At 68.4% G+C, this 14,945-nt stretch carries 8 protein-coding genes and 1 pseudogene; 3 read left to right on the top strand and 6 right to left on the bottom strand.

Annotated features, from left to right (window positions below; genetic code table 11):
• Nucleotides 1–32 precede the first annotated feature (32 nt).
• Nucleotides 33–1,286 carry a serine hydroxymethyltransferase gene (glyA, locus tag AC5P98_RS17805; protein ID WP_014645914.1) on the bottom strand — a complete coding sequence of 418 codons (1,254 nt, stop codon included), beginning with the start codon at nt 1,284–1,286 and terminating at the stop codon, nt 33–35.
• 187 nt (nt 1,287–1,473) lie between these two features.
• A complete protein-coding gene (locus AC5P98_RS17800) occupies nt 1,474–1,944 on the bottom strand; it encodes an RcnB family protein (RefSeq protein WP_049408719.1) in 471 nt (156 codons plus the stop codon).
• 254 nt (nt 1,945–2,198) lie between these two features.
• Here AC5P98_RS17800 and ettA point away from each other — a divergent pair, with 254 nt between their 5' ends.
• The 3 genes from ettA to AC5P98_RS17785 all read left to right on the top strand — a co-directional run bounded on the left by ettA (nt 2,199) and on the right by AC5P98_RS17785 (nt 6,416).
• Nucleotides 2,199–3,863, top strand: a complete 1,665-nt coding sequence (ettA, locus tag AC5P98_RS17795; RefSeq protein WP_005415249.1) for an energy-dependent translational throttle protein EttA — start codon at nt 2,199–2,201, stop codon at nt 3,861–3,863.
• A gap of 92 nt (nt 3,864–3,955) precedes the next feature.
• Nucleotides 3,956–5,272: an NCS2 family permease gene (locus AC5P98_RS17790; protein ID WP_014645912.1), complete on the top strand. Its 1,317-nt coding sequence runs from the start codon at nt 3,956–3,958 to the stop codon at nt 5,270–5,272.
• 139 nt (nt 5,273–5,411) lie between these two features.
• Nucleotides 5,412–6,416 (top strand): DUF4434 domain-containing protein, encoded by a 1,005-nt coding sequence (locus tag AC5P98_RS17785; RefSeq protein WP_230548470.1) that lies wholly within the window; start codon nt 5,412–5,414, stop codon nt 6,414–6,416.
• Here the strand turns inward: AC5P98_RS17785 and AC5P98_RS17780 are convergent.
• The 4 genes and pseudogenes from AC5P98_RS17780 to wecB form a co-directional block, all read right to left on the bottom strand.
• Nucleotides 6,410–9,244 (bottom strand): NfrA family protein, encoded by a 2,835-nt coding sequence (locus tag AC5P98_RS17780; protein ID WP_049408718.1) that lies wholly within the window; start codon nt 9,242–9,244, stop codon nt 6,410–6,412. The genes AC5P98_RS17785 and AC5P98_RS17780 overlap by 7 nt on opposite strands.
• Complete coding sequence (locus AC5P98_RS17775) at nt 9,241–11,388, bottom strand: glycosyl transferase family protein (RefSeq protein WP_049408717.1); 2,148 nt, start codon at nt 11,386–11,388, stop codon at nt 9,241–9,243. The genes AC5P98_RS17780 and AC5P98_RS17775 overlap by 4 nt, the downstream gene beginning before the upstream one ends.
• Nucleotides 11,389–11,394: 6 nt before the next feature.
• A complete protein-coding gene (locus AC5P98_RS17770) occupies nt 11,395–13,596 on the bottom strand; it encodes a membrane protein (protein ID WP_049408716.1) in 2,202 nt (733 codons plus the stop codon).
• Nucleotides 13,593–14,776 (bottom strand): annotated as a pseudogene (gene wecB / locus AC5P98_RS17765) (non-hydrolyzing UDP-N-acetylglucosamine 2-epimerase). Before wecB ends, AC5P98_RS17770 begins: the two are co-directional and overlap by 4 nt.
• Nucleotides 14,777–14,945 lie beyond the last annotated feature (169 nt).

Genomic DNA, 14,945 nt, shown 5'->3' with positions numbered 1-14,945 from the left:
CCGCCAGGAAAGGGCTCTGACCCCGGCCCTGATCAGCCGTAGACCGGGTACTTGCGGCACTGCGCGCTGACGGCGTCGCGCACGCGGGCGATGACCGCGTCATCGTTCGGTGCGTCGAGCACGTCGGCGATCCAGTTGGCCAGGTCGACGCAATCCTGCTCGACGTAACCGCGGGTGGTCACCGCCGGGGTACCCAGGCGCAGGCCCGAGGTCACGAACGGCGAACGCGGGTCGTTCGGCACCGAGTTCTTGTTGACGGTGATGTGGGCCTTGCCCAGCGCGGCTTCCGCGTCCTTGCCGGACACGTCCTTGCCGATCATGTCCACCAGCATCAGGTGGTTCTGGGTGCCGCCGGAGACGATCTTGTAGCCACGCGCGATCAGCGTATTGGCCATCGCCTGGGCGTTCTTCACCACCTGCTGCTGGTAGGCCTTGAAGCCCGGCTCCAGCGCTTCCTTGAAGGCCACGGCCTTGCCGGCGATGACGTGCATCAGCGGACCGCCCTGGATGCCCGGGAACACGATCGACTGCAGCTTCTTGACCAGGTCTTCGTCGGCGCCCTTGGCGATGATGATGCCGCCGCGCGGGCCGCGCAGGGTCTTGTGGGTGGTGGAGGTGACCACGTGGGCGTGTTCCAGCGGGCTCGGGTAGACGCCTGCGGCGACCAGGCCGGCGACGTGGGCCATGTCGACGAACAGGTAGGCGCCGACCTTGTCGGCGATGGCGCGGAAGCGCGCCCAGTCGATCACCTGCGAGTAGGCCGAGAAGCCGGCCACGACCATCTTCGGCTTGTGCTCCAGGGCCAGGCGCTCGACTTCGTCATAGTCGATCAGGCCCTGGTCGTTGACGCCGTACTGCACGGCGTTGAACAGCTTGCCCGAGGCATTGACCTTGGCGCCGTGGGTGAGGTGGCCGCCGTGGGCCAGGCTCATGCCGAGGATGGTGTCACCCGGCTGCAGCAGGGCGAAGTACACGGCCTGGTTGGCCTGCGAACCGCTGTGCGGCTGCACGTTGGCATAGTCCGCATCGAACAGCTGCTTCAGGCGGTCGATCGCCAGCTGCTCGGCGATGTCCACGTATTCGCAGCCACCGTAGTAGCGCTTGCCCGGGTAGCCTTCGGCGTACTTGTTGGTCAGCTGGCTGCCCTGGGCTTCCATCACCGCCGGGCTGGTGTAGTTCTCGCTGGCGATCAGCTCGACGTGGTCTTCCTGGCGCTGGGTCTCAGCGGCGATGGCCTTGGCCAGTTCGGGATCGTAGGATTCGATGCGGACGTCACGCGGGAACATCGGGTACTCCAGCAGGCAGGGAAAAGGGGTACGGCTCAGCCCTCGATTGTAGCTCCGCACTGGCCCGCTGGGGCCGAAACGGACGGGGCCGGCATCCCCGAAGGAATCCGGCCCCGTATGGTTTCGATTGATGTTGTGGGGTCAGAGCCCTTTCCGTTGGAAAGGGATCCGACCCCGGCCGCGATCCTCAGCGACTGAGCACGTACTGGGCGATCACACCGGTGGCGATGGCCACCAGCAGCATGTTGCCGCGATCATCCCGGATCCACTGATGGCCGTACGGCGGGCGGCGCAGGTTGTAGCGCGGGTAGTCGTTCACCACGTAGACCGGGCCGCGGTAGTAGTCGCGGTAGCGGTGGCCGACCTTCCAGCCATAGCCCGGGCCATAGGCCGGGCGATAGACCACGCGCGGCGGTGCCGGGCGGTAGTAGCGATCATGGTCACGGTGCCAGTCGCGGCGGTCGCGTTCCCAGTCGCGCCGGGCCTCGCGGCGGTCGCGCTCCCAGTCGCGGCGGTCCTGGCGCCACTCACGGCGATCCTCGCGCCACTCGCGGCGGTCGTGGTCGCGGCGATGGTCGTTGTCGGCGAAGGCCGGGGTCACGGCGCCCAGCGCCAGCACAGAGGCCACGGCGCCGGCCATTACTCGATTGATGCGCATGTCAGACCTCTGCTTGGGTGGGTGGTGAGCCCATATTGCGCAACCGATCTGAACCGTTTCCGGCTGGAAACGCTTCCCGCTGCAGGACTGTGACGGAGCATTCAGGCCACGGCCAGCCTGCGCGGCTCCGGCCGGGCGCGGGCCGGAACCGGTTCCGGCTATAATTGGCGGTATTCCATTCCACTCTGTGCCCGCTGCCGCAACGGGATGTTCCCGTGACGGGTCGGGCGCAGGGCCGCGCCTACGGAGACCGCATGTCCTCGCAATACATCTACACCATGAACCGCGTGTCCAAGGTGGTCCCGCCCAAGCGGCAGATCATCAAGGACATTTCCCTGTCCTTCTTCCCGGGCGCGAAGATCGGCCTGCTGGGCCTGAACGGCGCCGGCAAGTCCACCGTGCTGAAGATCATGGCCGGCGTGGACACCGATTTCGAGGGTGAAGCCCGCCCGCAGCCCGGCATCAAGGTCGGTTACCTGGCGCAGGAACCGGAACTGGACCCGAACAAGACCGTGCGCGAGTCGGTCGAGGAAGGCGTGGGCGAAGTGCTGCAGGCCCAGGCCGCGCTGGAGGCGGTGTACGCCGCCTACGCCGAGGAAGGCGCCGACTTCGACGCGCTGGCCAAGGAACAGGAGCGCCTCGAGGCGATCCTGGCCGCCGGCGACGCGCACACCCTGGAAAACCAGCTGGACGTGGCTGCCGATGCGCTGCGCCTGCCGCCGTGGGATGCCAAGATCGCCAACCTGTCCGGCGGTGAAAAGCGCCGCGTCGCACTGTGCCGCCTGCTGCTGCAGAAGCCGGACATGCTGCTGCTCGACGAACCGACCAACCACCTCGACGCCGAGTCGGTGGAATGGCTGGAACAGTTCCTGGCGCGCTATACCGGCACCGTGGTGGCGGTCACCCACGATCGCTACTTCCTGGACAACGCCGCCGAGTGGATCCTGGAACTGGACCGCGGCCGCGGCATTCCGTGGAAGGGCAACTACACCGAATGGCTGGTGCAGAAGGATGAGCGCCTGAAACAGGAAGAGAACCAGGAAAAGGCCCGCCAGAAGGCGATCCAGAAGGAACTGGAGTGGTCGCGCCAGAACGCCAAGGGCGGCCGCTCCAAGGGCAAGGCCCGTCTGGCCCGCCTGGAAGAGCTGCAGTCGCAGGATTACCAGAAGCGCAACGAGACCAACGAAATCTTCATCCCGCCGGGCGAGCGCCTGGGCAACATGGTGATGGAGTTCAAGAACGTCTCCAAGAAGTTCGGCGACCGCCTGCTGATCGACAACCTGTCGATGCTGATTCCGCCGGGCGCGATCGTCGGCATCATCGGCCCGAACGGCGCCGGCAAGTCGACGCTGTTCAAGATGATCACCGGCCAGGAGAAGCCGGATTCGGGCGAGATCGTGATCGGCCCGACCGTGCAGCTGTCCTACGTGGACCAGAGCCGCGACAAGCTGGAAGGCAACCACAACGTCTTCCAGGAAATCGCCGGTGGCCTGGACATCCTCAACATCAACGGCATCGAGATCCAGTCGCGCGCCTACATCGGCCGCTTCAACTTCAAGGGCCAGGACCAGCAGAAGATGGTCGGCTCGCTGTCCGGTGGTGAGCGTGGCCGCCTGCACATGGCCAAGACCCTGCTGCAGGGCGGCAACGTGCTGCTGCTCGACGAACCGTCCAACGACCTGGACATCGAAACGCTGCGTGCGCTGGAAGACGCGCTGCTGGAGTTCCCGGGCAACACCTTCGTGATCTCGCACGACCGCTGGTTCCTGGACCGCATCGCCACGCACATCATCGCTTTCGAAGGCGACTCGCACGTGGAGTTCTTCCAGGGCAACTACCGCGAGTACGAGGAAGACAAGAAGCGTCGCATGGGCGACGATGCCGCGCCGAAGCGCCTGCGCTTCAAGGCGCTGAAGTAAGAAAGGAAGAACGGCCGCGCTCTGCGCGGCCGTTCTGCATTCGGGTAGGTCACGACCGTTGGTCGTGACACCTTATTGTTGCGAGACGCCCCATGTCCCTGTTCGAACGCCTGTTCCAGCTGCAGCAGCACGGCACCACCGTGCGCACCGAGCTGCTGGCCGGTGTCACCACCTTCCTGACGATGTCCTACATCGTCTTCGTCAACCCGGAAATCCTCGGCACCACCGGCATGGATGCGGGTGCGGTGTTCGTGGCCACCTGCCTGGCCGCGGCGCTGGGTTCGGCGGTGATGGCGCTGGCGGCCAACTTCCCGGTCGGCATGGCACCGGGCATGGGCCTGAACGCGTTCTTCGCCTTCACCGTGGTCGGTGCCGCCGGCCTGCCGTGGCAGCAGGCACTGGGCGCGGTATTCATCTCCGGCCTGGTGTTCCTGGTGCTGTCGCTGACCGGTGTGCGGGCGTGGCTGGTGTCGGGCATCCCGGCCTCGCTGCGTTCGGCGATCGTGGCCGGCATCGGCCTGTTCCTGGCGATCATCGCGCTGCAGAAGTCCGGCGTGATCGTCGGCAATGAAGACACGCTGGTGGCGCTGGGCCCGTTGAATACGGCGCCGCCGCTGCTGGCACTGGCCGGCTTCCTGCTGATCGCGGTGCTGGAAGCGCGCCGTATCCGTGGCGCGATCCTGATCGGGATCCTGGCGGTGACGGGCGCGGGCTGGGCATTGGGCGACGTGCAGTACCAGGGCCTGGTCTCGCTGCCGCCGAGCCTGGCGCCGACCTTCCTGCAGCTGGACCTGCCGGGCCTGCTGCACCACAACGGTGGCGCGCCGATCGCCGTGTTGCTGCAGGTGGTGCTGGTGTTCGTGCTGGTGGAAGTGTTCGATGCCACCGGCACCCTGTATGGCGTGGTCGGTCGCGCCGGACTGCTGAAACTGCCGGGCGCGCAGAAGCGTTTCGGCCGCGCGCTGCTGGCCGACAGCACGGCGATCGTGGCCGGTTCGCTGCTGGGCACCAGCAGCACTACCGCGTTCGCTGAAAGCGCCTCGGGCGTGCAGGTGGGCGGCCGCACCGGCCTGACTGCACTGGTGGTGTCGGCACTGTTCCTGGCCGCACTGCTGTTCTCGCCGCTGGCGGCGATGGTGCCCGGCTATGCCACCGCACCGGCGCTGCTGTTCGTGGCCGGCCTGATGCTGCGCGAACTGGTGGACGTGGACTGGAGCGACCTGACCGAATCGGTGCCGGCCGCACTGTGTGCCCTGGCGATGCCGTTCACCTACTCCATCGCGAATGGCCTGGCGTTTGGCTTCATCGCGTATGCGGCGCTGAAGGCCGGCACCGGCCGCTGGCGCGAAGTGCATCCGGCGGTGTGGCTGGTGGCGGTGCTGTTCGCGCTGCGCTACGCGTTGGAATAATCGGGGCGCGATGCCGGCCAGCGGCCGGCACTACCGGATGGTGATTCACCTGCCACCCGGGGCACGATGCCGGCCAGCGGCCGGCACCACCCGGCGCGGGGTTCACCTCCCACCCACGGTGCTCTGGGATGATGCGGCCATGGTTCGGCCCGACCTTCCCACGGATCCGTCTTCGCCGTTGCGCCGCCGGTTGCTGCGCGCGGCAGTGCTGGCACCACTCGCCGCTACGCTCGCCACCCTGCCCGGCTGTTCGCTGCCGGTGCAGGTGGATGGCACCTTCCTGCAGCCCTGGCGCAGCCATCTGCAGTGGGGGCCAGCCGACTGGCAACGTTCCTTGAAGCTTGCCCATGCGCTGGGCTGCCGGCAGCTGGTGCTGCAGTGGACCGGCATCGTCGGTGGCAGCGATGGCGACTGGTCGCTGCCGGACAGCAACCTGCAGCAGCTGTTCACCGCCGCCAGCGAGAACGACATCCGCATCCGCGTTGGCCTGCCCTTCCAGCAACGCTGGTGGCAGGCCATCGGCGCCGACGACGCCACGCTGCAGGCGTTCCTGGCCGACAGCCTGGCGCACGCGCGCAGCTGGTTGGCACAGGCGCCGTGGGCGCAGCAGCCCGCCTTCGGCGGCTGGTACCTGCCCTACGAACTGGAGCAGTTCCACTGGGCCGATCCGGCCCGCCAGCAATGGCTGGCGCAGTGGCTGCACGGGCTGGCGCAGGCCGCCAGCGCGCGCGGCGGTGACTGTGCGATCTCCTGCTACTTCAGCCGCCTGCAGACCGACGGCGACCTGGTCGCGCTGTGGCAGGCGGTGCTGGCACGGGCCGCGCTGCGGCCGATGGTGCAGGACGGCGTGGGGGTGGCCGGCGCCGGCAACGTGCAGCAGCTGCAACCGCTGCTCGGCCATTTCCGGGCACAGGGCATCGGGTTCGATGCGATCGTCGAACTGTTCCGCGAACTGCCCGGCAGCCCCGCCGACGGCAGCGCGTTCAAGGGCGAAACCGCAGATGCCGCGCGCATCCAGCGGCAGCTGGCGTGGGCGCACGACAGCGGTGCGCAGCACGTGCTGGTCTATGCACTGGAGCCGTGGCTGACCCAGGACACGCCGCAGGCCGCGGCGCTGCGACGACGTTGGGGCCTGCCTCAGTAGGAGAGGATGGCGGTGGCGAACAGGCCCTTGGCGCGCTGCGTATCACCGCCGCCGATCGCGAAGCGGTACTGCACGGTCAGGTCCAGGTAGGAACGCGGCGTGTTGTAGTGGTCTTCGCGGAACCAGTAGCGCACGCCCACGCCCGGCCCTGCGCCGAGTGACCAGCTGCGCTGCGTATCGTTGAGTGCGAACGACTGCGCCGGGAACAGCGGGTAGCGGATGTCGCGCACGCGCGAGCGCTGGTCCAGCCAGTCCGCCCCCACCACCACATACGGCGTGACCACCCAGTGGGTCTGCCCGGCACCAAAGCGGAAGCTGCGGCCGGCACGCAGTTCACCGGCAGCGAACCACTGTTCGCGATGCAGGCGCCCGTTGGCATCGCCCACCCGGCGCACCGGCGTGCCATTGGCATCGAGTGCGTCGAGGGTGAAATGCGCGCTGTTGTCATCCCACGTGTAACCGCCCTGCGCGTAGCCACTGACCATCCACCACTGGTTGACGTCGGTGCGCAGGTCGGTGCCGTGGTAATAGCCGTAGGTCAGGTAGGACATCCAGCCACCGGAACCGCTGGCCAGGCGGTAGCGGGCCAGTGTGCTGGCTTCCAGTGGCGGGTTGCGGGCCAGCTGCAGGCTGCATTGCACGGCCGCCGAAGCGGGGTAGACATCGCCCGTGCGGGTGGCGCTGCCGAGGAACTGGCGACGCTCGATGCCGGCGCTCAGGCCGGTCTGGCCGAAGGCGTAGCGCAGGCCGAACGAGGCGATGGTGGACGGCCAGCCGGTGGTGGAACGCGAGCGGCTGAGCCGTTCGGCGCGCGCGCGTGCATCGGGCGTCGATTCGCCGGTGCACGGGTCCACGGCGCGGATCGACTCGTAGGTGCCACCCTGGTCGTACAGGGTGTTGAGCAGCCGCGCGTAAAGCTCCAGCGTGCCGTGCTGGTCATTGAAAGCCGGCGGGCGCCAGAACGCTTCAAGCGTGCTGAACACCGAATCACCCGGCGTACTGATCGCCGCGCCGCCGACATTGGTCGCCGCCTGGCGCGCGCCACGGAAGCCGGCCGAGGCGATCACGCCCCACTCGCGCGAATAGTTGGCGATGGCATTGCGCACGTTGTAGCGCTGGTGCGCATCCAGTGGCAGCTCGCCGGCATCGGCACGATCAATGGCCGTCCGCAGCAGGGTCACCGCCTGCGGGTGATCGCCGTTGGCCGCGCTGGCGTAGGCCTGGTCAAGCACCACGCCCTTTGGTGCCCTGCCGGTGGCCTCGGCGGCACGGAAGTCGGCCAGTGCGCGCGCCGGCTCGTGCGCATTCTGGTTGAGGTAGCCGCGCTGCATCAGCGCCTCCGCATCGTCAGGGCGCTGTGCCAGCGCCGCATCCAGGCGCTGCCGTGCTTCGTCCTGCTGGCTGCGGTTGCCTGCCGCCAGCGTGGTGGTCAGCAGCCCCTGCAGGCTCGCGTCCTCCGGTGCGAGCTGCACGGCCTGCCGCGCCTCGCCGATGGCCTCGGCATAGTCCCGGCGCGCGTAGGCCGCGTAGGCACGCTGTGCGGCACCACCGTCGCCCTGCAGGTCGGCCGGCATCAACTCGCAACGGTTGCCGCTGTCGCCAGACTGGCAGTGCTGGAACGGCGCCGGATAGGTCTGCGCGCTCATGCGCGGACGCTCGCGACTGGAACGGACCGCCTTGGCGCGCTGCTCGATGCCCTGCTGCAGCAGCTGCTGCGCGCGTGCATCGCTGGCATCTGCTGGCAATGCCGCGCGCAGCGGCGCCAGCAGTGCAGCCGCACGTGCGCGATCCCCAGCGGCCAGGGCCGCATCCACCGCCAGCAGGCGCACGTTGCGCTGCTGCGTCGTTGAGCCCGGCATGGCGAGCGCGGCGTCGAAGTCCTCGTTGGCGAGCAGGCTGTTGCCCTGGCGCTGGCGCAGGTAGCCGCGCATCACCCGCGCATTGAGATCCTGGCCGTCGGCCTGCAACGCCTGGTCGGCACTGCGCTCGGCGTCGGCCAGCTGCCCCTGCTGCAGCTGCGCGGTAATCAGCAGCAACCGGTACGTCGCCACCTCCGGTGCCAGCTCGACAGCGGCACGTGCCTGCGCAACGGCCGCGGCATCACCCTGCGTGGACAGCGACCGGTACGCCTGCTGGGCCTGCACCAGCGCGCGCTGTCGATCCAGCGCCACGCGCCGTGCGCGCAATGCCTCGACATTCGGCGCGCCCAGCTGCAGCGCGGTGGCAATGGCGGCGTCGGCCTGTTCGGGCTGCTGCTGTGCCTCCAGCGCGGCCACCCACAGCATCGCCCAGGCGCCCTGCGTTGGCTGCTGCCGGAAGGCCTGCTCGGCCTTGCTGGCTGCCTCTCCCATCCGCCCGGCGTCATAAGCGGCGTAGGCGTCGGTGGCCAGCGCGTAGGCCTGCTGCCTGGCGCGGTCTGCGCCGCTGCCAGCCACACGCGGTGGGGAAGGTGCACGCCCGCTCCTGGCATCCGGGGGCGTGCTGCGCGCAGCGGTGGCAGCGGCCAGCGCCGGCAACGCCGGATCCTTCAACCCCGCATCCAGTGCACGACGTGCCTGCTGCTGGGCCTCGGCACCCCGCCCCAGTTTCTGCAGCGCATAGATCTGCAACAGGCGCAGCCGCACCACGTCCGGGCGAAGCCGGATCGCTTCGGTGGACTGCCGGTAAGCCGCCGGGTAGTCACCGCGCTCATAGGCGGCAAACGCCTGCTCGGCGACGCGGTAGGCCGCACCGGACAACGGCAGTGCTGCATCGGCCTGGGCCAGCACCGGCGCGGCCGCCGTGGCCAGTGCCACGGCAATGACGGAGGACAGCAGCGTGGTCTTCATGCCGGCAAGGCTCCGGGAGGCGGCGACTGCAGCGCGGCCGCACGCCGGCGCTGTTCCTGCATGGCCTGGGCCACGGCGTCTTCGGTGGTGATGCCCTGCTTGACCAGATAATCGCCGATGCGGCCGTCGCGCTGCGGCTTGTACGCGTCCAATGCGATCTCGAAGCGCGCGTGGTCGATCAGGCGCATCTCCACCAGCAGGTCGCCCAGCAGGGGCACGTTGTCCAGCTGCCAGTGCCGGTCGCCGCCGATCAGGCGCAGGCCTGCGTTGATTTCGCTTTCGCGGGCAATGCTCTGTTCGATGTGCTCGCTGCGGGTTTCCTGCTTCAGCAGTGCCAACGCTTCTTCGGGCAATGGGCTGGCCACGGCCAGCCGCAAGGTGCCCTGCTGGCGCGGTGGCAGCGGCAACATGCGCCATTGCACGCAGGCATCGGCACTGACCGGGAAGTGGCAGGCGCGCAGGTAGTCCACGTCGATCACCGCACGAGGCAGGTCGCCCTGGAAGGCGATCGCCTCGGCCAGCGTTTCATCATCCAGCCAACCCTGGGTGAGCAGGATGCGGCCCAGTGGCTGCTGCCGGCCGGCATGCTGCTGGTCCAGCGCCTGCTGCAGGCGCTCCGGCTCCACCGCCTGCCAGGTGGTCAACAGCTCGCCAAGCTGCTTGCGCGTCTGCACCAGCTGCGCCGCATCCGGGAAGTCGTGCATGGTCTTGTCCCAGACCATGCGCTTGCCGAACAGCAGGTAAGCCAGGAACACCTTCCACGCACGCGCGGTGGCCATGAAATTGATCATGTTGCCGACCACCATTCGCGGGATCGACATCAAGGCATGCTCCCAGCCGTACAGCCGGTTGACGAAGTAGAAGCGCTGCACGACGCGGGTGGCCAGCGCTGCGGTGGTCAGCAGCGCCACCGTCATCTGCCAGGTGCCAGCCTGGAACACGCTGGGGAACTGCATCGTCCACACCCCGGACATCTTCAGCAGCCAGAACAGCAGCAGCTGCAGGAAGATGAGGTAGGCAATGATGCTGACGAACGAGGTGATGATGCCCTTGCGGTCGCGCGCCAGCAGGTACTTGGTGGCCAGCGAGCCGCGCCAGCCCAGCGACTCCCAGCTCTGCAGGCCGATGCCCAGCACCCAGCGCGCCTTCTGCCGGTACGAGGCACGGAAGTTGTCGGGGAAGTACTCGCGCACGCACAGCGCCATCTGCTGGGTGCGCTCGCGCACCGGCCCCCAGCCGAACCAGGACGGGCGACGCACGCGGAACTGCACCGGGAAGCGGGCGAAGATCGACTGCATGCCCATCGCCGCCAGCCGCGCACCGACGTCATAGTCCTCGGTGAGGCTGTCGGTGTTGAAGGGCTGGTTGTCGGTCTGCGCGCTCAGCGCCAGCAGCGCGCGCCGCGAGAAGCAGGTACCGACGCCCGCCGATGGCACCATGCCGGAAACACTTTCACGCACGACCAGATCCTTGGCGTGCCATTCGGCGAATTCGTCCATGTAGACACCGGCAACCAGCTCATACCACTCGCGGTCCAGCGAGGTGACCGGCAGCTGGATCATGTCCTTGCGCGGCAGCAGGTAGTTGTAGAAGCGCAGTTCCATCGGATGCAGCACGTCCTCGCTATCGTGCAGGATCACCCCGGCGAACTCGATGTCGTGGCGCTTCTCGTAGTCGAAGATCGCCAGGATCAGCCAGTTCAGGCAGTCGGCCTTGCTGGTCGGCCCGTCGTGCGGCACTTCCACGCGGCGCAGGCGCTTGTAGCGGCGACGCATGCGCTCGACCTCATCGATGGTCTGCTGGTCGTTGGGATAGGTGCCGACGAACACGACGTACTCGCGGTAATCGAGCACGTTGATCATGTTCTCCACCATCTGCGCGATGACGTCGTACTCCATCCACGCCGGCACCATGATCGCCAGCGGCTGCTGCGGGCGCTGCAGCAGGTCGTCCTGGGTCAGCGGCCGGTAGGCATCGCGGCGCTTGATCGTGAGCGCGCGCCAGCTCTCGCGTACCCAGTACCAGACATCGATGAACAGGTCATCGAGGCTGGAGATCAGGATCAGCACGGCCACCGCCGCCGCCGTGGTTTCCAGGGCGGCGTAGTAGTTGGCCAGCTGGATGTTCCAGAACAGACCGTCCACGGTGGATCAGTGCCCTGTGTTGGCGGACTTGCGGCGACGCACCTGGGTGACGCGGGCGGCCAGCAGCGCGAACACGATCACGCCGACCAGCAGCAGCAGCCAGACCATGTGCCGTTCCCACTTCGATTGCGGGTTGCCGTCCTGCGCGATACGCGTGCCGTAGGGATCCTGGCGGTCGAATTCGCGCACGGCATCACTGCCGTCGAGCACGGCGAGATCGCCCCGCAGCAAACGGAATGGGGCGCCGAACGGCGGTGACTGCGCACCGAGGTCGCTGTAAACAACGCCCAGCTGGCCACCGGACGACCCCACCTGCACCACCGCGGCACGATCCAGCCCGCTCACATCCAACAGCGGTTGCGGCTTGCCGCCGATCAGCAGGTGGCCATCCTTCAGGCCGGCCATATCGACACCGGATGGCGCCACGCCGAACGCCAGCCACGGCGCGCCCGGGCTGACCACGGCACCGGCTTCGACCACCTTCAGTTCCGATGCCTCCGGCGATGCGCCCACTGCGCTGGTCACCGCGATGACCTTGCCCAGCGAGGCCGGCGCATCCTGCAGCCAGGTGCCGGGCACGAACACCTGGTTGCCGCGCGACAGCTGGCTGCTGGCACCCACGAAGTCACTGCCCAGCGAACGCTTGGCCAGGGTCAGGTGGCTGCTGGGCAGGATCGAGACCGGATAGCCCGTGGCCGGATCGTGGCAGTAGGGACGCGCCGGCTGGCGCAGGAAGCTGACACGGATCTCGTTGCGTGCCGACAGCGCGTAGGCCGGCACCTTGGCCACCAGCCGTTGCGGCTGGCCGTTGGCCGACAGCAGCTTGCCACCCAGCAGGTAATCGTTGAGGTAGATCGTGGCGACCGCGCCCTGCCCGGCCGCGTTGGGGGCCGCCGAGACATCGATCACCACCTGCTCGGGCAGGCGGCCATCGGCCGACAGTGCGCCGAGGTCGAAGCTGGCGCTGCGGTCGGCGCGGGTCACCACATCCATGGTGCCGGCGATGTTGCCGAGCCGGCTCAGCAGTACCTGGTCACCATCCAGTCTGGGCGTGCCCGCTGCGCTGACCTGCAGGCTGCGACCCAGTGCATAGCTGCGCCACTGCTCGGCGAGCAGCCCGGCGACCTTGCCCGCCGCCGCCGGGTCGACCACCAGCGTCGGACGCCCGGCCACGGCCACCACGCTGACCGACGTGTTGGCGGCGGGCTTTTCCAGGCCGCCCATGTCGGTACCGCGCCACGCGGCGAACGCGGTGCCCGCATCGGCCCCCGCCGCGCCGACCTGTACGGCCAGCGCATCCAGCGCCGCACGCACGCCGGCGCGCAGTGCATCGCTGCCGATCATCACATCGGCGGCCAACGGCCCGCTGTCCCGCAATGACAGCAGCGCGCCGACTTCGGCCAGATCCCTGATCGCATGCGCGCGCTCACCCGTGGCCAGCGCGGCGTAGGCCGGCACGCCCTGCAGGCTGGCCGGGATGCTGATACCGGCCAGGTCAACACTGTCACCGACCTTGGGCAGGGCCACCACCTGCACCTGTTTGCCCCCGGCCTGCAACGCGGTACCGATGCGCCAGGCCGCATCGTAGGCCGGTGCCTGCAGCGCCTTGCCATCCACCAGCAGGCGCACCCGCGGTGGCAGCGCCCCCCACGCCTTGGCAACGGTATCCACGGCGCGGCCGTCGAAGCGGTAGCTGAAACGCGAGTCCGGCGACAGCCGCAGCACATTGGCCGGCGCGCTCTGGTCGGCGCACTGGTAATCGGACACGATCGACCACCAGCCGACGCCGACCCGTACGAAGCCGCTCTGGCGGGGTTCGCCATCGATGGCCAGCAGCTGGCTGGCATCGCCCTGGGCATCGGTGATCGAACGCGCCGCGATCGGGTCGCCATCGACCGACCACAGGCCCGAGGTGCGCCCGGCGTGGCCGCGCACATAGCGCCCATCCAGCTGCAGCTGCGCGTCGCGGGTGGCCACACCGGCCGGCACCGGCAGGTAGACCTCGCGCTGGCTCTCCTGCCCGCTCAGCACCAGTGGCTGGCGGAAACCGAGTTCGCGCAGGGTCATCTGCCGGTTCACCGTGCTGTCGCTGCTCCATTCGGTGAACTGGCCGGCGACGCTGTCGGCGGCATGGGCACTGCCAACCACGCCCGACAGGACGAACGCAGCGGCGGATGCAAACAGGGAAGAGCGGCCGGTCTGGGTCATGGCGTCACTTCGCGTGGATGGGGTGGACGGCGCCGCTGCTGCGGACGCCGGGCGAGAATTCGGGAAGGGGCGCACCGCGCAGGGCGGCGACGATGCGGGCGCTGGCGCGGCCATCCCCGTACGGGCTGGCATCGGGGTCGAAGCGGGCCGGCTGCGGGGGGCGTGCCAACACCGCGTTGACCGCATCGACGATGCGCGAGGGCGTGGTGCCGACCAGCGTGACCACACCGGCTTCGACCGCCTCCGGCCGTTCGGTGACATCGCGCATCACCAGCACCGGTTTGGCCAGCGCCGGGGCTTCTTCCTGCACGCCACCGGAGTCGGTGAGGATGACGTCGGCGCGCTGCATCAGGCGCACGAAGCGCAGGTAATCCTGCGGCGGCACCAGGTGCACGTTGTCGAGGTTGCCGAGGTGGGCATTGACCGGGCCCTGCACGTTCGGGTTGAGGTGCACCGGGTACAGCACCTGCAGGTCCGGCCGCCGTGCCAGCTCGGCCAGCGCACGGCAGATGTCCTCGAAGCCCTGGCCGAAACTCTCGCGGCGATGGCCGGTGACCAGCAGCAGCCGGCGGCCGGGGTCGAGCATATGGAAGGGTTCGTCGGCCTGCGCACGCAGTGCCGGATCGGCATCCAGCCGCTGCACGGTCTGCTGCAGGGCATCGATGACGGTGTTGCCGGTGACCAGGATCTGCCCGCCCAGGTGCTCACGGGCCAGGTTGGCGCGCGAGCCGGGAGTGGGTGCATACAACTGATGGCCGACCACATCGATCACCCGCCGGTTCATCTCCTCCGGCCACGGCCGGTGGATGTCGCCGGTGCGCAGGCCGGCCTCGACATGGCCGATCGGGATGCGGTGATGGAACGCGGCCAGGGCCGCGGTCATCGCCGTGGTGGTATCGCCATGCACCAGCACGTAGTCGGGGCGGACCTGCGTGTAGAGCGCGTCAAGCCGTTCGAACAGCCTGGAACACAGGCCATTGAGGGTCTGGTTGGGCACCATGACATCGAGGTCATGGTCGGCGGTGATCTCGAACAGCGCCATCACCTGGTCGAGCATCGCCCGGTGCTGCCCGGTGATGCAGACCACCGATTCGATATCCGCAGCGTGTGCCAGGGCGCGCACCAGCGGCCCCATCTTGATGGCTTCCGGTCGCGTGCCGAACACCGACAGGACCTTCACCGGAGCGCTCCCGAAAGCCGGCGCGGAAGGGGGCGAGCAGCAGTAGCCACGTCTGGATCCTTTCGGCGTTGCCGTCCAGCACCCGCAGGCAGGAGACGGTCACCTCATGAGGAAACTCCAAATTCGCGACATACATCACACTAAGGCGTCTGTATGCGCGACGTGGCAT

Source organism: Stenotrophomonas sp. YJH_SMC_135, assembly GCF_059372355.1.
This window is presented reverse-complemented; position numbering and strand designations above follow the sequence as displayed.

Coding starts and splice junctions, on each gene's coding strand:
- glyA (WP_014645914.1), bottom strand. CDS start 1,286: ATGTTCCCGCGTGACGTCCGCATCGAATCCTACGATCCCGAACTGGCC.
- AC5P98_RS17800 (WP_049408719.1), bottom strand. CDS start 1,944: ATGCGCATCAATCGAGTAATGGCCGGCGCCGTGGCCTCTGTGCTGGCG.
- ettA (WP_005415249.1), top strand. CDS start 2,199: ATGTCCTCGCAATACATCTACACCATGAACCGCGTGTCCAAGGTGGTC.
- AC5P98_RS17790 (WP_014645912.1), top strand. CDS start 3,956: ATGTCCCTGTTCGAACGCCTGTTCCAGCTGCAGCAGCACGGCACCACC.
- AC5P98_RS17785 (WP_230548470.1), top strand. CDS start 5,412: ATGGTTCGGCCCGACCTTCCCACGGATCCGTCTTCGCCGTTGCGCCGC.
- AC5P98_RS17780 (WP_049408718.1), bottom strand. CDS start 9,244: ATGAAGACCACGCTGCTGTCCTCCGTCATTGCCGTGGCACTGGCCACG.
- AC5P98_RS17770 (WP_049408716.1), bottom strand. CDS start 13,596: ATGACCCAGACCGGCCGCTCTTCCCTGTTTGCATCCGCCGCTGCGTTC.